Here is an 18,603-nt window from a genome sequence, read left to right as displayed (position 1 = left end):
GCAGGACAACACACGCCGTCCCAAACCTAATGCCTCACAAACGTCAGCTCCAGCTCCTCAATCGTCTTGCCCTTCGTCTCAGGCATCATTTTCCGGATGATCGGCAATGACACCAAGAGAACAAAGGCGAATATGAAGAAGATGTATCCGGCATCCATGCTCGCTCGCATCACCGGAAACAGCTGAGCGACCGCAGCGCTCGTCAACCAAATAGACAGGCTCGCCACTGAAATTGCCTGACCGCGTATCCGATTAGGAAATACCTCTGAAATAAACACGAATTTCACCGGGCCAATCGCTGCCGCAAAGAACGCCACAAACGCGTTAATCGCGACCACTACCGGAATGCCCACTGCATCATTCAAAAACAGGACACCAATGATCAAATGGGAGATCAATGCACCTACAGAGCCGATCAACAATAGCTTCTTTCGCCCCAGCGTATCCATAAACCTGAGAGCCGCAATCGTGGCCAGCATGTTCACGACTGCGATTGTGCCAAATCCCCCCAAGGCCCCGCCAAGACTGAATCCTGCCGCCTCAAAGATGTCAGGCCCGTAGTACATAACTGCCGCGATGCCGCAAGCCTCCGCAAAGAAACAAATGATCACCGAAAGCAAGAGCGGCCGACTCAACTTAGCAGTAAAGAGATCTCCCAGCTTAACATCAGTTTCATCTTTCACCGCCGCCTGGATTTCGGCTTCCACAACAGACGCTCTCTCCTCTCCATTGATTCGCTCCAACACCTTCAACGCTTCCGCGTCCCGCCCCTTCTTGGTCAACCAGCGAGGAGTCTCCGGCAAAAACGCAGTACAAGCGAGAAACACCAAACCTGGCAAAGCTTCAGCAGTGAACATCGCTCGCCAGCTGTTCTCGACGGCAAACCACTTCCAAGTTTCAGAGAGGGACTCGTTACCCTGATTCGCCTCCGCGTAGTTGAAAATCCCATAATTCACGAACACGCAAATCACGATCCCGATCGTAATTGTAAACTGATACAGCGTAACCAAACGCCCTCGGTGCTCTTCAGGCGCAACCTCCGATATGTAAAGCGGACACACCATCGTCGCCGCACCGATCCCCATGCCTCCAATAAGTCGAGCAATGATCAATTGCGTCGCGCCATTAGCAAAACCGCTCCACAAAGCGGATACGAAGATCAACACCGAGGCTAAGACGATCAGCGACTTGCGCCCAAACCGGTCTGCAATGAAACCCGAACAAAACGATCCGACACCACATCCCACCAACACGCTGCTCACGAAAAAGCCTAACTGGCCCGGAGAAAAATCATACAGCTCAGACACCTGCGACGTAGTACCGGAAACCACAACCACATCATACCCAAACAGGATCCCGCCCGCCCCAGCAACAAGGCAGATAAACCAAAGATAGACGTTCGATCCTTCGTGTTTCGCTTCAGCAATACTCATAGTTCAAATCCTCGCCCCACTTCCAAGACCTCCACACTTCGCTACCCTCGCAAAAAATCGCTCTTACGGGGAATAAAGTTCGAGACAACGGACATCGGGGTAATCGCGAATCAAGGAACTTTCTCCGTAAATATCAATTTAAATCTGAAATTCATTTTCATTTTTAAAACCTCCAAATTTTTCCGTCAATGCGGTTGAGCTCAGAGTTCGGGAAACGGAAGCCACTACAATCATTCGGCAGCACTCTTCGTAGAAGGGAGCATGAGCACAGCGTCAAACACCCTCACCTCCCTCGCAAAAGACCTCTCCCAAGAGTATCCGCGCAGCCCGCGCGAAACGCTCGGCGGTTACGTCGTCGCCGCTCGAGCCCTCGACAAATGTCGAGCCGTACTTGCTGGAACAAACGGCGAATACCATTTCGATTGCCCGCTTGATAATACCTTCTTCAGCTTCACCGGCATCAAGGGCGACGACTTCAAGGAATTCGTGGCTACCGGCGCCGACGACGAAGCAGTCGGGGCTTGGATAAACGAAAACTCACAAGTGAAGGAAAGGCGGGAAGTCATCGCCTGGAACAACAAGATGCGATCCACTCGGCCAACCGACATGCCGATCGAACTACAGGAGTTCCTAGAAGGCTACATCCCACAATTCATTCCATCGGGTAAAATCGTGTACGTCTGGTTCGACGTCTACGATATAGAAGAAGAACGCATCTAGCCAGATACACATCAATCTCACAAAAAAGCCGCGATCAAACGATCGCGGCTTTTCTGGATTTAAGATAACAAACCGAAAGTCTTCTAGGCGGCTTCGCCTTTCACCATCTGGCGACGGAGGATGACAAGCGATGCGACACCGAGTCCCAACATCGCAATCGTCGCGCCGGTATCCGGAACACTCATACGTTCCGCTTCGATCGTCAGCGACGCCTCTTTGAGATAGAAATCCCCGTATCTCGCCTCTACCGAATAGTCTACAATCCCGTCCTGCAGTTGAGAGATGATATTAGAGCTCAGACTCTTGCTGTACCAATCGAAAGTCAGAGGAGTAGATGAATGATAGCCATCGACTTCCAAGTCATCCCACAAGGTCTCACCTCCAACAAGGATCCGCACCTTCTCCAAGTCCTTGTTCTTCTTATCGAGAGGATCGCTCTTTTTCCAGTAGTCATCGGAGAAAGCGAAGGAAACCGTGGCGCTGATGACTTTCATCATCTCAGGGTCGAACCCAGCTCCCAGCAGATCAAAAGTCTTATCCCAACTCTTCACGCCTGAGCTGGAATTCCAATTAGCCATGTACTGCCAATCAGGCTCCCCTTCCTTTCCGTCCACATCGACATCAGTGAAGGATAAGGCACTGGCAGATACCGTTAGGCCGAGCCCGCATGCGAAAATAGAGAGTGCTTTCCAGAAATTCATACTGCTTCCAAGTTCGAGACGCGAAACGTCTCGCTCCTCTGATTAACGCCAAGCGAACGACCTCGCTTAAGCGATTCTCGCCGAATCCCGAACAGGCCAGCGTTTTTCTATGCTACTAAGCTGGAGCCATGAGCGCTTCCCTCTACGAGCAACAGGCAAAGCCCCCAGCCTCATTAGCCTTGCCCCAGAGCATCGATTCAAGACAGTCGCAAGCTTCCCCTACTTGCCGCCAACGCAACTCCCGCCTCACAAATGTCCAGAGCCCTCAATCTCCTCGCCAACCTCTTCCCCATCTGGGTCGCCGCCGCCTGCATTTGGGCCCTCATCGACCCCACCTGGATCGCCTGGTTTCAACGCCCCCACATCATCTGGGGACTCTCCATCATCATGCTTGGCATGGGCATCACCCTCAGCATCGACGACTTCAAACGCGTTGCGACCATGCCCAAGGCGGTCGCCGCCGGAGTCGCCGCCCAGTTCGTCCTCATGCCTTTCTGGGGTTGGGCGATCGGCAAAGCCCTACAACTGCCAACCGACTTCGCCGTCGGACTCATCCTCGTCGCTTGTTGCCCAGGAGGCACCGCGTCAAACGTCGTCGTCTTCATCGCTCGAGCCAACGTCGCCCTCTCCGTCCTCATGACCATGTGCTCGACCGCCGTCGCCATTGCAGCTACGCCCCTACTAACCTCGTATTTGGCTGGCCAATACGTTCCGGTCGATGCAGCCGGACTCTTTCTCAGCATGATTAAAATCGTGCTCGCTCCCGTAGCGATTGGCGTAGCTCTACACCACCTTTTCCCGAAGCTAGTAAAAGCGGTTCTTCCCGTAGGCCCCCTTGTTTCAGTAATCGTCATCGCTCTCATCTGCGCGGCTATCCTCGGTGCGAGAGCAGACGCAGTGCTCGAATCGGGCTTGCAGCTTCTAGGAGCCGTCATCCTGCTCCACAGCGCCGCCTTCGCCTCGGGCTATTTCTTCGCCAAAATCCTCGGCTACGACAAACTCATTCGCCGCACGATATCGATCGAAGTCGGCATGCAAAACTCCGGATTGGCGACCGCTCTTGCCACCAAGCACTTCGCCGCCAACCCCCTCACCGCAGTCCCGTGCGCCATCTCAGCCGTCATGCACTCAGTCATCGGCTCCGCTCTCGCCGGCCTCTGGCGACTCAAGAAGTAGCAAGCATTGCAGGTTCCAAGTCGCCACTCATCAGCAACATCAGTGGCAGTCGTCACATAGCTTTAGCTGAGAACTTTCCCAAAAAACGAGCCCGACCTGTCACAGTTCATCGCCCCATCTCGTCAAGGGAGTTGATGAACACAAACACAGCTCCCGACAATCGCGCCCAAGCACTGCAAAATATCGAAGCGTTCGAAAAGGCTTACGACTACGACGCCTCCTACATGAAAGTCATGCTGGACGAAGCGCCCGAAGCCCTTGAAGTCTTCAATCACTTCGTCCCTATGGCGAGCCACCGTGCGCACGCGCCCCTCGACGTGTACATGACCGCGAAACTCACCGCATACCGACACGCGGATTGCGGCCCTTGCCTCCAACTTGCGGTTCGAGTCGCGCAGCAAGCCGGCTTCGAAGACGAACTGATCGCCGCAATCGTTCTCGACCAAGGACAACTCCCTCCTCACCTCCTCCGCGTCCAGGCGTTCACCAAAGCATGCCTCGAAGAATCGGAAACGTGCGAGGAACTAAGAACCGAGCTCAAATGGGAACACGGAAAAGCCACCATGATCGAACTCGGTCTCGTCATTGCAGCGGCACAAGTTTTCCCCATCGTAAAACGGAGCATGGGCTACCACACAGCTTGCTCGCTCATTTCCATCGACGTTTAAAAAATGCTTCCTCCAGCCCAAGACCCCACCGCCCACTACCGCCGAGACCTCGAGCGACTCGGCTATCGCATGCTCGGGTCTTGGGCTGACGCCGAGGACATCGCCCAAGAAAGCCTCCTCCGCTGGCACAAACTAACTCCAGAACAACAAGCCGAGATTCGCGAACCCCTCGCCTGGCTAAGAACTGCCGCCAGCCGCATTTCCCTCGATCGCTTAAAATCCGCTCAACATCAGAGAGAAACCTATGTCGGGCCATGGCTCCCCGAACCACTTCTAACTGACGAACACTCCCCAGCCGACCAGGCGAGTATCGAAGATTCCATTACATATGCGCTATTGCATGCCATGGAGAGACTGAGCCCGACAGAACGAGCAGCCTTCATCCTTCACGACGTCTTCGACTACTCGTTCCCACAAATAGCAGACATCCTCAAAAAAGAAGAAGCCAACTGCCGCCAACTCGCATCGAGAGCCCGTCGAGCTCTCCGTGCAGAAAAAGCAAAACGCCCCGTCGAACCAGAATCGCATCAGCAGCTCCTGACAGCCTTTCTAGCCGCCGCCGAAGCAAGAGATGCTCAAACGCTGGAAAGTTTGCTGGCACAAGACGCCACCTTGTACTCCGACGGTGGAAAACTCGCCAAAGCAGCAAGACGCCCGCTACACTCAAGCGAGATCATCACCCGCCTATTCCTCGGACTCTCCCGAAAAGCGAAAAAAACCGGGCTGCGCTACGAAGTGCAGCTAAAGCAAATAAACGGGCAACCAACAGCCCTCATCTACAACGGCAATCAACTAGAAACCGTATTGTTCATCACAATACAAAACCAGAAAATAGCGACGATCTACCAGCAACGGAACCCCGAAAAGCTACGTCACCTCCTAAAGCAACTAGGCTAAGGACAACTACTTTTCTTCCTCAACCTCGTCCTCGTCGAGAATTCCGATCACTTCGAGTTCGCCCACAGTCGCTTCGCCAGCGCCCATGTTCACCTTCTCCTTCGCCAAGTCATCCATGTGCTCGCCAAAGTAAGGCGCCGCCGCACGGGAGAGAGAAAGGTAAGCATCTCTAAAATTCGCCCCTGTCGAATCCATACTGAATCGAGTCGACCAAAGAATAGAGATCTTCTTTTCCCCTTTCAGCTTCTGAAAATCAAACGCTTGCACCACGATGAAATAGCGTTCGCGTTGAAGTAAGGACTCCAACTCGTAATACTCTGAGCTACTCGTTGATCTCGAGTTCAAAGCCCGATCGATCCCAAGCAGTTTCGCCGTACTGAAATTCTGGCTACGAGTCGTTCCGTCATCCACCATAAACGAGTCCGAGTACCCAGCGTCTATAGAATCAAACGACCCATAGTTTCCGCCCGAATCGCCAAACCCATCTTCGCCTCCACCAGAGTCTCCGCTAAAGTCATCGGTCGTCCCTCCACCTAAATCGGTTTGCCCAAACAGCTCGGACCAATCAACCGGAGAGTCCGTCGTCCCCCAGCTGATAACGACGAGCATGTCGGCCGTATTCACATCGCCCGATACAAACATCCCCTGCTTTTCCAAACGAGTCGCGATTTCGAAAGCTACCTTCTTAAACGGCATCGTCTCCAAACTCTTGTCACGGATCTCACCGCCAAAAAACTTCCCCTCCATCAGATTATAGGTCAAACCGTCCGGATACTGAGCCTTGAGCTGGTTAAACGCTTCCGTCGAGCGGGCGTCCACCAATACACGAGCATTTCGACGAGCGTCCGCTTCTGGCAAAACCACCCAAGCAGACAGCAGCAACAGACTAAAATATAGACTGAAACGAGATAAAGACCGGGAGTTCATGTATGTAGGATTTCGAAAATGACAATCGGAGCGCATGCCCCTATTTACTCCACTCCCCTAGGCATCCCATCTAAGCACCGCAACTTAAAGAATCATCGCTAGCTCGCGCCCCTCGGCGGTCACCCACTATGAATGGCGTTTTTGTGCATACTTGTGCGCTTCTATGAGGTTTTTAGAATCGATCGAATCTCCTCGACCTGGGAAGGACTTAAAGGACCGAGTCGCATCGCCTCAGACGCGGACTGGGCCTGCTCCACGGTCCTAATTCCCGGTATAGGAATCGACGCCTCGCTCGTCGCCCAAAGCCAGGCCAAAGCCCCCTGCGACTCGGTTCGCCCCTCGGAGCACAAGATTTCGCGAACCGCCAGCAGCTTGCTCAAAAACTCCGGCTTCGGCCTCCCGTTCTCGAAATAGCTCAACCATTCCGGCGCCTTCGACCTGATGTCCGACTCGCTAAGCGTACGCCCTTCGATCGACTTTCGACTCAACATCCCCATCGCCAGAGGGGAACGATTCACGCCGGCCAGCCCCATGCTCTCACAAAGCGCGTCCATCTCCGGATTCGCCCGCAAAACGTTTCGCTCGTACTGAATGGCCACACAGCCCTCAAGCTCGGACGCCCAACTGGCCATCTCGACACTGTCCGTGCTCCAGCCAAAGGAGCGAATCAATCCCTCGTCCACCAACGAACCCAAAGCGGCAAACGCATCCACCCTCTCCGCACCCTCCAACTCGGGAACATGCAAGAAATAGAGGTCGATCCTATCCAAACCCAACCTCTTCAAAGAAGCCTGACAGGCCGCCCGAATATACTCAGGAGCAGAGCTAGAACCCGTTACCTGCTTCGTCGCCTCGTCGAAACAGAAGCCGCACTTAGTCGACACCACAATGTCCTCCCGCGTGTCCGCAAGCACTCGGCCGATCACCTTTTCGCTGTGCCCAGCCCCGTAAAGGTCAGCGGTGTCGATGAAGTCGACTCCTCCCGCGATCGCCTCCCGCAACGCCGCCTCCGATTCCGCATCGTCGACTTCACCCCAGCCCAACGGTTGCTGGTCTTGCCAAAAGGGTCCGCCAATCGCCCAGGCCCCAAAACCAAGCGCGCTGCACTCCAAATCCAATCCAGCGATTTTTCTCTTCATGCCTCCCAAAATTAAGGATAACACAAATTTGGCGACACTTTTCGTGCATCTTTGTGCATTTTTACTTGCCCATACTGTGCATCGCGGCGACCTTTGATTCACTCGCGGGAAGCGAAAACACTCAATCAGTTCAACAAGACACCCCTTATGAACATAGAAGCTGCCACCGAAGAATTCTGGAAAAACGGCTACCTCGTCATCGAAAACGCCTTCTCCACCGACTTGATGGATCGCCTGCATGGGCACATCATGGACCACTTTTCCCAGTCGGATCCCTCCATCCTCACCGACGAGTTCACCCAAGTCTCCAAGTGCGAAATCGTACCCTGGTTCCCGCAACGTGACGGAGGTCCAGCCGACTTCGATGAAATCGACCAAGTCCCACTGCTTTCCGCTCTCACCGACGCGATTCTCGGACGCAACTGGAACAACCTCTACAGCATGGTCATGTTCTCCGCAAAAGGCACCAAAGGCCAAGCATGGCACCAGGACTGCCCCCCAGAAGACAATTCCCGATTCAACCTGAACCGCCTCATCTACACCCGCGACATCGTCCCGGAAATCGGCGGCCAAGTCATGGTCGTCCCAGGCACCCACCGAAACACCGTCCTCCCCGCCGGAAACCCAGACGACGACCTCGAAGGACAAATCGAACTCCGCCCCAAGAAAGGCACCCTAGTCCTCCTCCACGGACACACCTGGCACCGAGTCCTGCCGGTCACCGGCGGACACCGCGTTTCGACCAACTACCGGGCCGGCCCCGCCGAAGTCGAAGCCGACGTCACAGACATCTGCGTCTACCGCAACATGCGCTACCAGTTCTCCACCCAATCCATCATCGAGCAACGGTAGGGCGGTCCGGCCCAGACCGCCGCACACTCACAGCTCCAAGCCCCCTTTTCGTAACACTAGGAGTCAACTTTAAGCCTCCTCCCCCCATGTCCCCCCAAACCCGTCACACCGTTCTCATCGCCTCAATCGTCTCCCTCGGAGGCTTCGTCTTTGGCTTCGACGCCTCCGTCATATCGGGCGTCGTAGGCTACGTCCGCCAAGAGTTCGGACTCAACGATTGGCAAACCGGCTTCGTCGTCAGCGCCCCCACCCTCGGGGCCGTCATCTCCGCGCTCTGCGCCGGACCGCTCAGCGACAAGATCGGGCGCAAACGCACCCTCGTCATCATCGCTTTCCTCTACACCCTCTCGGCAATCGCTTCCGCGCTAGCAGTCAGCTTCACAACCCTCAGCGCTGCACGCTTTATCGGAGGACTCGCCTTCGGGTCCTTAATGATCGCACCCATCTACATAGCGGAAGTATCGCCAGCCAAACTAAGAGGGCGGCTCGTATCCATAAACCAACTAAACATCGTAGTCGGCCTATCCGCCGCCTATTTCGTCAACTCTCTCATCCAAAACCTAAGCCAGCAAGATCTGCAATGGGTCACCCAACTCGGACTAAGCGACAACCCCTGGCGTTGGATGCTCGGCTTCGAAACGCTTCCCGCTCTCGCCTGGTTCCTCCTTCTCCTCGCGCTCCCCGAAACGCCACGTTGGCTACTTTTAAAAGGTCGAGAGGAAGAGGCTCGCAAAGTGCTAACCCGTCTCCACGAGTCTGATACCGTAGATGCTGAAGTAACGGAAATCCGAGATACCCTCCCTCAAACAGAGGAGCCTCTTCTCAAACGCGTCATCGAGCTCTTTTCCCCTAAAGTTCGTTTCGCCATCCTCCTAGGAGTCATCGTCGGCATCGCTCAGCAAATCACCGGCGTCAACGCCATCTACTTCTACGCACCCACCATTTTCGAGCAAAGCGGAGTCGGAACCAACGCCGCATTCACCCAAGCCATCTGGGTAGGAATTATAAACGTCATCTTCACCCTCGTCTCCATGGCCTGTATCGATCGGTTCGGTCGACGCCCCCTGCTTCTAGGCGGACTAGCGGGCGTATTCATAAGCATGTTACTCACTAGCTGGGGATTCTCGGAAGCGACTTACCAACTCACCGAGGAAGACGCGACCGCTCTCTCAGAGAGCATTCCTCCTCATGCTTTAAGCCCCTTAATCGGCCAGACCTTCGACAGTGACCTTAGCTTCAAAGAAGCCATTTCAAACGCCATCGGTCCAGAACAGCTCACCCAAAACGAAAGCGCCCTCATTCAAGCAGCCATCGAGATCAACGCGACTCTCGTGCTCGTCGGCATCCTAGGATTCGTCGCCTCCTTCGCCATCTCACTTGGACCGGTCATGTGGGTTCTCTTTTCAGAAATGTTCCCGAACCGCATCCGCGGCATCGCAATCTCTTTCGTCGGACTCGTGAACAGCGCCGTAAGCTACGTCGTGCAACTCGTCTTCCCCTGGGAGCTCAACACCCTCGGCACCGCGACCACCTTCCTCATCTACGGCAGCTTCGCCCTATTCTTCCTATTCCTAGTCGCCGCGCTCCTGCCCGAAACCAAAGGCAAATCCCTCGAATCACTCGAACACGACCTCGCACGCCCATGAACAAACAACACATCCGCTGGGGAATAATCGGACTGGGTCGCATCGCGAATTCCTTCGCCCAAGACATCCCATTCACCACCAACGCCAGCTTGCAAGCGGTCGCCGCTCGAGACGGAGACAAGGCGGACGCCTTCGCTCAAAGATACGGAGCAACGCACGCATACGACAGCTACAATGCCCTCTTCCAAGATCCTAGCGTAGACGCCGTCTACATCGCCACGCCACACTCTCTTCACTTAGAGCAAGCCACAGAAGCAATGAGAGCCGGCAAGGCAGTGCTTTGCGAAAAACCAATAACCACCTCCCCCTCGGAGCTTGAACAGCTCACCGCTATCGCCGCACAAACCGACTCCTATCTCATGGAAGGCATGTGGACCTACTTCCTACCCGCTGTGCAGAAAGCGAAGCAATGGGTCGACACAGGCCGCATCGGAAAACTCCTTCACGTAAAAAGCGACTTCGGGTATCCACAACTTCCCTACTCTCCAGACAAACGAGAATACAACGCGACGCTTGGAGGCGGCACCTTGCTCGAGATGGGCATCTACCCCATCGCCCTCGCCCGCTTGTTCTTCGGCGAAGACCCCATAAACGTCGACCAACAATCCCATCTCGCCCCCAACGGCGTGGAGGACGACACCACAACCCTTTTCACCTACCCGGGAGACCGCTACGCAAACCTTGCCTCCTCATTCCGGTGCAAGCTGCAAAACTGGACCTACATAATCGGCGAAGACGGATATATCGCGATTCCGGATACATGGAGAGCCAACCGCTGCCTTCTCTACGAGCTCGACACCCTCGTCGATGAGTTCGACGACAAACGTGAAAGCTTAGGCTTCCACTACGAAGTCGAAGCAGTCAGCCAAGACATACTCGAAGGAAAGAAAACCTCCAAGATCGTCCCCCACTCGACCAGCATGGCGTTCCAACTCCAAATCGAGCAGCTACGAAAAATGGCAGGAAGCCTGCAACCCTGTAGCGCGGCGCTTTAGCCCGCGACCAGAACGCAAGAACCACCGCTCCAGGTCGGAAACGGGATCGTGTATCATTTAGATACACGCACAAACGCAAGTAGGATATGTCCGGTCAACGCCCGGACCTACAGACAATGAAGCCAATATTTCTGTAGGTCGCCGCGCTGAGGCGACATTCAAGCTACGACCGAACAAAAGAAAATAGCTCCAGAGAGCTTTTTGCATCCACCTAAGCCGCACCACCTCCCCAAACAAAAAGGGCGAGCCGAAGCTTGCCCACCCATCATCAATCATACGATTGAAGAATCACAAATGCTGATACAAGGGACGATCCATTTCTCGACGGTAATTCTCTAAAACCGTCTCATTTTTCTGGATACGACAATCACCCCAATCATACCACTGGAACCCCAGCTTTTCGGACCAGTACGCCCACTCCCAATTGATGTAACAGAAGGATTTAATCTCCGGATTGTCCCGAATCATCTCGAAGAATGGGCCAAACCATTCGTCCCAATCCTCTTGCCCATCGAGCACCCCCACATAGCGGGGAGTTACTTCTCCCAACATGACCGGCATCTCGTGCTCGCCCGCCAAATCACAGAAATCGGCAATCCACGGCATCGGAATCTCATTTGCGGAAAAAACATCCACACCCCACCAATCGACCCACTCGTCACCAGGATAGAACGCAAAAACCTCTTCGATCGGACGAGGCCCCGCCGATCCCCCAGCAGAACACCAGACGGTCGCAACAGGCAGCTCCCTTTCCCGCATTGTCTTTGTAATTCGTATCCAACTACCGATAAACCCTTTCTCCGAATAGTTGTTCCACCCCCCCTCGAACTCGTAGCCAATCCGGACAAACGAAGGACGACCAATCAGCTCCAAAGCATCGCAAAACGCCTTAATCTGAGCATCGTAGTCACCGCGAGCGATCGCGACATCTAGTCCAGTCCCATCATCAAGGCCACCGGTCATGTTTAAGCCGACCTGCGGCATCAAGCCATCCTTCCCTGTCGCATCCAAATCTCGCTTTACGCCACGGCCCCACTCCAGGATACGCTCCGGAGAGTGACTCAGGCTTATGTACGTCATCCAGGCTACCGGATAGCGATTCTCGCCAAGAGCTTCCGCATATTCCAAAAAACCAGCTGGGTCCTGGCCGCCTCCGTGCAAAACCGTATCCACTGGCTCGTAGAGGGCGCCAAAGTTCTTTCTCGGCGCGAAGTCATCTTGCGCGATTGAACAGGCAGCGAGAAAAGCCCCCACCCCAAAGGTCGTAATCAAAGTCTTTTTCATAAATCCAAAAAGGTTTGGGACGAAATCGTTTATGTATTCATAAAGTGGGCCCGTCGACTAGCGACGGACCCACCCAAATCTCAGTTCAATAAACTACATCAACAGCCTAGAAATCGCGACCGTAGGAAATCTTCGCGCTCAACGGAGCGGAATAGATCAAGCCGTAAAGATCACGATCATTGAGAAGGTTCGTGACGTTCAACTGAACATGCTGCGGCTGATCGCTCTTCGTGAGCCAATCGTAGCGAATCATCGCGTCGATGTTGTGACGAGGATCAGTGTAGAGCACCAAAGCGCGTCCGTCCTCATCGAAGATGTTCTGACCAGATCCACGGGTAACCCCAGAGATGTACTCGCGCTTAGACTCGTAGTAGCCACCGAGGCCGACTGTGGTGCCCTTCAGCTTACCGTCGGTGAACTTGTAGCTGCCCCAGAAGTCGAAACGGTATTTTGGAGTGTCATCACCCGCAAGCTGACCTTCGCCAGTACGCGTCTCAGTTGCAGGGCCAAGACCACCCGGCGTTCCAGGGTCGCCCCAGATGTCTTCACGCGGGAAGTTGAAGGTACCCCATGAGGCGTTGTCGTAATTCCAGACTGCCCAACGGTCCTCACGGTGTGGATACGCCATCCACTGACCGAAGTTAACACGCTCGACTTCAGTGATCGCCGCATTCGCAAGCAACTGCAGGTTCTCGTTCACACTATACAGGATCTGAGCATCCCAACCCTTGGACTCGTCGGTCTGCAAGATCGTCGCATTGTTGGAGCCGTTACCGTGGAACGCCATTGTATCCATCGTCGCATTATTCACGAGAGAATCGCCTGATTCGCCTTGGTAAAGGAATCCTGCCCAGTTGCCCGGATCGATCGCGTTAGCAGCAAATCCCGCGTCGAGATAAGCGGCACCATCGGGCATGCTTGCGTTCACATACCATGTTGGGCTGCCGTTTCCTTCGCTGGATTGGAAGATGGCTCCGGAATCAACACCAGCCAACCAAGCATCGTAAGGAGCGCCTGAGTCGAGCTTGCCAGAACCTCCATTCGATCCGCCTTCAGCTTGAGATGGCGTCCAGTTGGAAACGTTATAGACGATGTCCTTGCTTGGGTCGAAGCGTGGGTTGCCCAGAGTTACAGGCGAGAACCATGGAGCTCCTACAAAACCGACCTTCTCGATCTTGTACTTGCTCACCGTACCGGAAATCTTGCCGTCCAGGAAGTCGAACTTCAAACCGATCTCCTCGCTCTTCGCAAAGCTTGCACCCGCTGGAGCACCTGTATCCGGCAAAACCTGACCGGAGAAGTTTGGCTGCAAGCCCTCCGACTCCAAAGCAAAGATCGAAACATTGTCGGTAACCTTAAAGCTTACACCATACTGGTTCGTGTCATCCTTCTGAGTTTCTCCGATCGTAGTGTTCGTCGTAAATGGATCCCCGGGAGCGTTACGTCCAGTATTCGTATTCAAAGTGTCGTTCTTGTCACGACGAGCGCCCACCATGACCTTCAAGCGATCATTCAGAAAACTGCCAAGGTAGCTCACATAAGTACCTTCGTTAACCGCTTCCGAGTAGCTGGTGTTGTTATGAAACAGACCTGCAGTCGGGCTTCCGTCGCCCTGCACGTCGAAGCGTAGAGGCGTCAGATCGTTAGGAGCGCGGTAATTGAACTCGCCAGGATTAGTAATCCAAGAGGAGGAGTTCTTTTCGTGCTTGAGGTAGGAGAAACCAATCAAGATCTGATTGTCGAAACGCAGCCACTCTGAACCGTTTTCGAGAAGCTGCTTACGCAACGCCAGCTCCGCACGATACTGATGACGCGTATTGTCGTCTTCGTTACGGCTCCACAGGTACTGAGCAATGGAGTTTGGCACCTCGCCCGTCTGAACGTTGTCGTTCGCGCTCGCCTTGCCTGGCTCGATCGGCTGAAGCTCAATCGTCTCCTGCAACTCGACCGGACCGAGGTTGGTAAACAGCTGAGCCGCAATATCGCGCTGCTGCGTATCGTGAGTCGAGTAGTTGTAGCCAGCGAGGAAGTTCACGCCCTCAAAAAACTCGTGCGTCACCTTCGCTAGGAAGTTGCTAGACTGGCTATCGAAATAGGTATCCGGCCCCGTAATACGGACTTCTCTCGGATCCGCACCAATCGGCGTGTAGAAACCGCTATGCTCGTTTTGGTCGTTGTTGATTCCAACATTAGCCACCGAGCGAAGACGTCGCGCGCCGATGCCGCTAAGGTTTTGCTCGCCATATTCAGCGTCAAAGTAGATCTCAGTCTTTTCCGTAGGATTCCACACGACCGCAGGCGTCACGAAGAAGTGGTCCTGCTCGAAGTAATCCGTGTGATCAGCAGAAGACTGCAAAGCGCCAGAAATCCGGTAGGCCACCTTTCCATCTTCCGACAAGGCGCCGGTTGAATCAAACGTTCCACGCATCAACTCGTCCGTGCCCACAGTCACGTCGAACGAGTTGGAACTCACGGCCGACGGGCGGCGTACCATGTAATTAACTACACCACCAAAATTGCCGGTTCCGTAGAGCAATGCAGCCGGACCACGCACAACCTCAACACGCTCGATGTTCACCGAATCGGTCGAGTTCTGGCGAAGGAAGCCATCACGCAAAGAGTTATTCGTCACAAATCCGCGCAGCTTCAACTGCACGCCGTTCATGTTCGCAGTCGCGCCCTCCGGATTATTAACACCGCCAGGACCTTGATACGCGGAAGGACCGCGGCTCGCCAAGTCGTTCTGCGACTCGAGAATCACGCCGGAGCTGTACTTCAGCGCTTCACGCAAATCAGTCGCGCCCGTATCTTCCATAAACTGGCGAGTCACGACCTCCAAAGGCATCGGAGTATCCTTGATCGCCATGTTGATGCGCGTGCCGGAGATGGAGTTCGTAGCACGGTAACCCGAATCATCGCTTCCATCCACATGGAAAGGCGACAGCTCATAGACTTCGTCCTCGTCTTGAGCGGAGAGATTTCCGCCAAGCATAAGGAAGGGGGCGGAAAAAAGCGCGACACACTTAAGCGCGCTCGCAGGTTTGGTAGTTGTATTTTTCATAAGCCTGGTCTGGTGCGGCGTCAGATTGCAGGGGTCTTTCAGACAACAAATCCGACAAAATCACGGCCGCAACGGCAGCTATCAGTTTCTAGTTTCAGGGGGGGGGTAAGCAGTCGCCAAATCAGTCCACGGCGCTGCGATCTGAAAATACATATCCAGCGCTCAAACGAATTTCACAAGCTTTTTGTGCATCTTTGTGCATTTTTTATTGCACACTTTTATGTACACGTGAAATCTACGTTTACAAACCTATCTATGAGAGGTTAGAGAATAGCATAGCACATTACAGTGCAACTCTGTGCACCTTTTAAAATTTCACACTCACCCCTGCGACATATGAGCTCCACTCACCAGAACCCCTTTCTCCCCGGCTTCAATCCAGACCCCTCTATTCTAAGAGTCGAAGACGACTACTACGTCGCCACCTCCACCTTCGAATGGTTCCCCGGAGTACAAATCCACCACTCCAAGGATCTCGTAAACTGGGAGCTCATCTACCGCCCTCTCAACCGCCGCTCCCAACTCGATATGCTGGGCGGTCCCGACTCCGGCGGCGTATGGGCCCCCTGCCTCAGCTACTGCGACGGCGAGTTCTTTCTCGTCTACAGCGACGTCAAAGAGCTCCGCGGTAACTTCAAAGCCAGCCGCAACTACATCGTCACCTGCGATAAGATCGACGGCGACTGGTCCGACCCGATTCACCTAAACGTGAGCGGCTTCGACCAATCCCTCTTCCACGACCCCACTACCGGCAAGAAATACCTCCTTTGGCTCATTTGGGACGATCGCCCCGGCAACAACCCCTTCCACGCAATCCGCCTTCAGGAGTACGATCACGAATCGAAACAACTCGTCGGAGAAGCCCGCACCATTTTCAACGGCACGGAACTCGGCTGCACCGAAGGTCCACATCTGTATCACATCAACGGATACTACTACCTGATGACAGCCGAAGGCGGAACCGGCTGGGACCACGCGGTCACCCTTTGCCGCTCCGAAAAGATCGAAGGCCCGTACGAGGTATGCCCGCACAACCCTATCCTCACCTCCCGCGGGAAACACGACAGCGTCCTCAAGCGCGCCGGACACGCTTCCATCGTAGAGACTCAGGAAGGCGAGTGGTTCCTCGCCCACCTCTGCAGCCGCCCCATCCCCGGACGCGGACGCAGTACCATGGGCCGCGAATCCGCCCTGCAAAAAGTAGTCTGGACCGACGACGGCTGGCTACAGATGCACCACGGCGAAAACCACCCGGACCAGCACGCCCCCATCCCCATGAACTTCAACAGCAAGGTAAAGCCACGAGACAACTCTCGTCACTACACCTTCGACCAAGACAAGCTCCACATCGACTTCCAAACCCTCCGGGTTCCGCTCGACGATAAGCGCCTCAGCCTGTCGGAGCGCCCTGGGCACCTCCGACTCAAAGGCGAACTCTCCTTCTGCACCCGCATGGAGCAATCCATGATCGCTCGCCGCCAACAAGCCCACCGCTTCACCGCGACCACCTGCCTCGACTTCCAGCCGACCAGCTTCCTTCAACGCGCCGGGCTCGTCTACTACTACAGCAGCCAAAACTACATCTACGCCGCCCTTTCGCACGACGAAAAGCTCGGCCGCTCCCTCACCGTACTAATCGCAGAGAAGGATATCCATTTTCGCATCGCCATCGAGCCCATCGCCCTGCCAGAGAACGGTCCCGTGCACCTCAGAGCCATCGTCAACTACGACGACCTACGACTCGCCTACAGCCTGGACGGCGAAACCTGGCGCCCCGTCGGGCGCGTGTTCGACTCCTCCTTCCTCTCCGACGAAGCCGCGGGAGCTCACGAGAACTTCACCGGAGCCTTCATCGGGCTCTGCTGCCAAGACATGACCGGAAGCTTCGCCGCAGCCGACTTCTCCTACCTAGACTACCAGGAACGAGGCGACGAAGCCCCCACTCTCAAAAACGTTGATTCCCGCACGGACAGCCTCCTAGTTTAGGCTTTTATGGCCAAAGTAAACCAGCAGCTCATCGCGGACAAACTCAACATCTGCCGCACCACCGTCTCCCGCTGCTTCTCCAACCACCCCAAGATCAACCCAGAGACCCGGGCCAAAGTCCTCGAGTTGGCCGCCCAGCTCGGCTACCGCTACACCGCCCAACGCGCACCGCGCAACCCGGAGAAACAAACGGCTAGAGAAATCGGCGTCCTCATCGGCGTCCGCCCGGACATGACCGAGCTCCCCGCCACCTCCCAATACATGCTCAAAGGCATCAGCGAACGGGCCGCCGCCCAAAACCTAGCCCTAGACGTTCGCTACATCGATCCCGCCGAGCTCGATGAAATGCTGCAGTCCACCTCTCGCACCCCCAAAGGCCTGCGGGCAGGCAACGGCACCTGGAAAGGTGCCATCCTCATTTTCCCCTTCACGACCGAAACCATCGTAAACCTCTCCCGCCGCGTATCCACAGTTTCGATCGCGGAGGACTACAGCCAAGGCGGCATCGACTGTATCGATGTCGATCACCACGCCGGCATCTACGACATGGTCTCCCACCTCGCCGATCTCGGCCACAAACGCATCGGCTTCCTCTCCTGGCGCTACTCCGTCGAGTCCCCCTGGATGTACCGCCGTTTCGGCGCCTACGTCGACAGCCTCTACCGCCTCGGCATCGACTTCGACCCCGAGCTAGCCCTAAACGTCCGCAAAGGCGAAGATCTCAGCGTCGAACAACTCGCCGACACCGTAGCCCAGCAAATCGAAAACGGCGTCACCGCCTGGGTCAGCGCCGCGGACCACCAAGCCTATCGCCTCATTGCCGATCTCCAGAAGAAAGGCATCAGCGTTCCAAGGGATTGCTCCATCACCGGCTTCGACGGCATCGAGCCTCCCCTCGGCATGCCGCGCCTCACCTCCATCAAAGTCCCCTTCGACGAGATGGGCGTCTCTAGCGTCATCCGCCTCCTCGAGCGCATGAAAAATCCCGCCGGACACCGCCGCCACAACCTAGTCGAAGGCCGCATCGTCATCGGCGAGACCACCCAATCCCTGTAAGGTCGACGCGCGCCACCGCACCGCAACATCAGGTAGCGGCCGTTGTCCCTAACGGCCACACC

The 18,603-nt window shown here is 55.2% G+C and carries 15 protein-coding genes; 9 read left to right on the top strand and 6 right to left on the bottom strand.

What is annotated here, in order from left to right:
• Window positions 1-26: 26 nt before the first annotated feature.
• Window positions 27-1,433: a sugar porter family MFS transporter gene (locus tag JIN87_RS01850; protein WP_200353807.1), complete on the bottom strand. Its 1,407-nt coding sequence runs from the start codon at window positions 1,431-1,433 to the stop codon at window positions 27-29.
• 261 nt (window positions 1,434-1,694) lie between these two features.
• Between JIN87_RS01850 and JIN87_RS01845 the strand changes: the two genes are divergently transcribed.
• Complete coding sequence (locus tag JIN87_RS01845; protein WP_200353806.1) at window positions 1,695-2,153, top strand: DUF5069 domain-containing protein; 459 nt, start codon at window positions 1,695-1,697, stop codon at window positions 2,151-2,153.
• Window positions 2,154-2,236: 83 nt separating this feature from the next.
• On the opposite strand, the gene JIN87_RS01840 is transcribed toward JIN87_RS01845, so the two are convergent.
• Entirely contained in the window at window positions 2,237-2,854 is a 618-nt protein-coding gene (locus tag JIN87_RS01840) for a VPDSG-CTERM sorting domain-containing protein (protein WP_200353805.1), read from the bottom strand.
• Window positions 2,855-3,106: 252 nt separating this feature from the next.
• Between JIN87_RS01840 and JIN87_RS01835 the strand changes: the two genes are divergently transcribed.
• The 3 genes from JIN87_RS01835 to sigJ all read left to right on the top strand — a co-directional run bounded on the left by JIN87_RS01835 (window position 3,107) and on the right by sigJ (window position 5,595).
• A complete protein-coding gene (locus tag JIN87_RS01835) occupies window positions 3,107-4,030 on the top strand; it encodes a bile acid:sodium symporter family protein (protein ID WP_200353804.1) in 924 nt (307 codons plus the stop codon).
• Between the two features lie 134 nt (window positions 4,031-4,164).
• Window positions 4,165-4,698 (top strand): hypothetical protein, encoded by a 534-nt coding sequence (locus JIN87_RS01830; RefSeq protein WP_200353803.1) that lies wholly within the window; start codon window positions 4,165-4,167, stop codon window positions 4,696-4,698.
• Between the two features lie 3 nt (window positions 4,699-4,701).
• Window positions 4,702-5,595 (top strand): RNA polymerase sigma factor SigJ, encoded by an 894-nt coding sequence (sigJ, locus tag JIN87_RS01825; protein ID WP_200353802.1) that lies wholly within the window; start codon window positions 4,702-4,704, stop codon window positions 5,593-5,595.
• A 6-nt stretch (window positions 5,596-5,601) separates the two neighbouring features.
• Here sigJ and JIN87_RS01820 read toward each other — a convergent pair whose 3' ends face one another.
• Together JIN87_RS01820 and JIN87_RS01815 are read right to left on the bottom strand one after the other, a co-directional pair.
• Window positions 5,602-6,522 (bottom strand): hypothetical protein, encoded by a 921-nt coding sequence (locus tag JIN87_RS01820; protein ID WP_200353801.1) that lies wholly within the window; start codon window positions 6,520-6,522, stop codon window positions 5,602-5,604.
• Window positions 6,523-6,683: 161 nt separating this feature from the next.
• Window positions 6,684-7,661 (bottom strand): aldo/keto reductase, encoded by a 978-nt coding sequence (locus JIN87_RS01815; RefSeq protein ID WP_200353800.1) that lies wholly within the window; start codon window positions 7,659-7,661, stop codon window positions 6,684-6,686.
• 147 nt (window positions 7,662-7,808) lie between these two features.
• Here JIN87_RS01815 and JIN87_RS01810 point away from each other — a divergent pair, with 147 nt between their 5' ends.
• The 3 genes from JIN87_RS01810 to JIN87_RS01800 all read left to right on the top strand — a co-directional run bounded on the left by JIN87_RS01810 (window position 7,809) and on the right by JIN87_RS01800 (window position 11,154).
• Window positions 7,809-8,513: a phytanoyl-CoA dioxygenase family protein gene (locus JIN87_RS01810; protein ID WP_200353799.1), complete on the top strand. Its 705-nt coding sequence runs from the start codon at window positions 7,809-7,811 to the stop codon at window positions 8,511-8,513.
• 86 nt (window positions 8,514-8,599) lie between these two features.
• Window positions 8,600-10,159 carry a sugar porter family MFS transporter gene (locus JIN87_RS01805; protein ID WP_200353798.1) on the top strand — a complete coding sequence of 520 codons (1,560 nt, stop codon included), beginning with the start codon at window positions 8,600-8,602 and terminating at the stop codon, window positions 10,157-10,159.
• The gene (locus tag JIN87_RS01800) at window positions 10,156-11,154 is read left to right on the top strand and encodes a Gfo/Idh/MocA family protein (protein ID WP_200353797.1); all 999 of its coding nucleotides are present in this window, start codon (window positions 10,156-10,158) and stop codon (window positions 11,152-11,154) included. The genes JIN87_RS01805 and JIN87_RS01800 overlap by 4 nt, the downstream gene beginning before the upstream one ends.
• A gap of 288 nt (window positions 11,155-11,442) precedes the next feature.
• On the opposite strand, the gene JIN87_RS01795 is transcribed toward JIN87_RS01800, so the two are convergent.
• The gene (locus JIN87_RS01795) at window positions 11,443-12,438 is read right to left on the bottom strand and encodes a glycoside hydrolase family 26 protein (protein WP_200353796.1); all 996 of its coding nucleotides are present in this window, start codon (window positions 12,436-12,438) and stop codon (window positions 11,443-11,445) included.
• 106 nt (window positions 12,439-12,544) lie between these two features.
• Window positions 12,545-15,499 (bottom strand): TonB-dependent siderophore receptor, encoded by a 2,955-nt coding sequence (locus tag JIN87_RS01790; RefSeq protein ID WP_200353795.1) that lies wholly within the window; start codon window positions 15,497-15,499, stop codon window positions 12,545-12,547.
• A 336-nt stretch (window positions 15,500-15,835) separates the two neighbouring features.
• Here JIN87_RS01790 and JIN87_RS01785 point away from each other — a divergent pair, with 336 nt between their 5' ends.
• Together JIN87_RS01785 and JIN87_RS01780 are read left to right on the top strand one after the other, a co-directional pair.
• Entirely contained in the window at window positions 15,836-17,485 is a 1,650-nt protein-coding gene (locus JIN87_RS01785) for a glycoside hydrolase family 43 protein (RefSeq protein WP_200353794.1), read from the top strand.
• Between the two features lie 6 nt (window positions 17,486-17,491).
• Window positions 17,492-18,541, top strand: a complete 1,050-nt coding sequence (locus JIN87_RS01780; RefSeq protein WP_200353793.1) for a LacI family DNA-binding transcriptional regulator — start codon at window positions 17,492-17,494, stop codon at window positions 18,539-18,541.
• Window positions 18,542-18,603: the final 62 nt, after the last annotated feature.

This window comes from Pelagicoccus mobilis (assembly GCF_016595505.1).
Taxonomy (GTDB): Bacteria; Verrucomicrobiota; Verrucomicrobiia; order Opitutales; family Opitutaceae; genus Pelagicoccus; species Pelagicoccus mobilis.
This window is presented reverse-complemented; position numbering and strand designations above follow the sequence as displayed.

Bases quoted from the DNA above. Each gene is read 5' to 3' on its own strand.
- JIN87_RS01795 (WP_200353796.1), bottom strand. From the start codon at position 12,438: ATGAAAAAGACTTTGATTACGACCTTTGGGGTGGGGGCTTTTCTCGCT.
- JIN87_RS01805 (WP_200353798.1), top strand. From the start codon at position 8,600: ATGTCCCCCCAAACCCGTCACACCGTTCTCATCGCCTCAATCGTCTCC.
- JIN87_RS01790 (WP_200353795.1), bottom strand. From the start codon at position 15,499: ATGAAAAATACAACTACCAAACCTGCGAGCGCGCTTAAGTGTGTCGCG.
- JIN87_RS01850 (WP_200353807.1), bottom strand. From the start codon at position 1,433: ATGAGTATTGCTGAAGCGAAACACGAAGGATCGAACGTCTATCTTTGG.
- JIN87_RS01845 (WP_200353806.1), top strand. From the start codon at position 1,695: ATGAGCACAGCGTCAAACACCCTCACCTCCCTCGCAAAAGACCTCTCC.
- JIN87_RS01780 (WP_200353793.1), top strand. From the start codon at position 17,492: ATGGCCAAAGTAAACCAGCAGCTCATCGCGGACAAACTCAACATCTGC.
- JIN87_RS01830 (WP_200353803.1), top strand. From the start codon at position 4,165: ATGAACACAAACACAGCTCCCGACAATCGCGCCCAAGCACTGCAAAAT.
- JIN87_RS01840 (WP_200353805.1), bottom strand. From the start codon at position 2,854: ATGAATTTCTGGAAAGCACTCTCTATTTTCGCATGCGGGCTCGGCCTA.
- JIN87_RS01835 (WP_200353804.1), top strand. From the start codon at position 3,107: ATGTCCAGAGCCCTCAATCTCCTCGCCAACCTCTTCCCCATCTGGGTC.
- JIN87_RS01815 (WP_200353800.1), bottom strand. From the start codon at position 7,661: ATGAAGAGAAAAATCGCTGGATTGGATTTGGAGTGCAGCGCGCTTGGT.
- JIN87_RS01820 (WP_200353801.1), bottom strand. From the start codon at position 6,522: ATGAACTCCCGGTCTTTATCTCGTTTCAGTCTATATTTTAGTCTGTTG.
- sigJ (WP_200353802.1), top strand. From the start codon at position 4,702: ATGCTTCCTCCAGCCCAAGACCCCACCGCCCACTACCGCCGAGACCTC.
- JIN87_RS01785 (WP_200353794.1), top strand. From the start codon at position 15,836: ATGAGCTCCACTCACCAGAACCCCTTTCTCCCCGGCTTCAATCCAGAC.
- JIN87_RS01800 (WP_200353797.1), top strand. From the start codon at position 10,156: ATGAACAAACAACACATCCGCTGGGGAATAATCGGACTGGGTCGCATC.
- JIN87_RS01810 (WP_200353799.1), top strand. From the start codon at position 7,809: ATGAACATAGAAGCTGCCACCGAAGAATTCTGGAAAAACGGCTACCTC.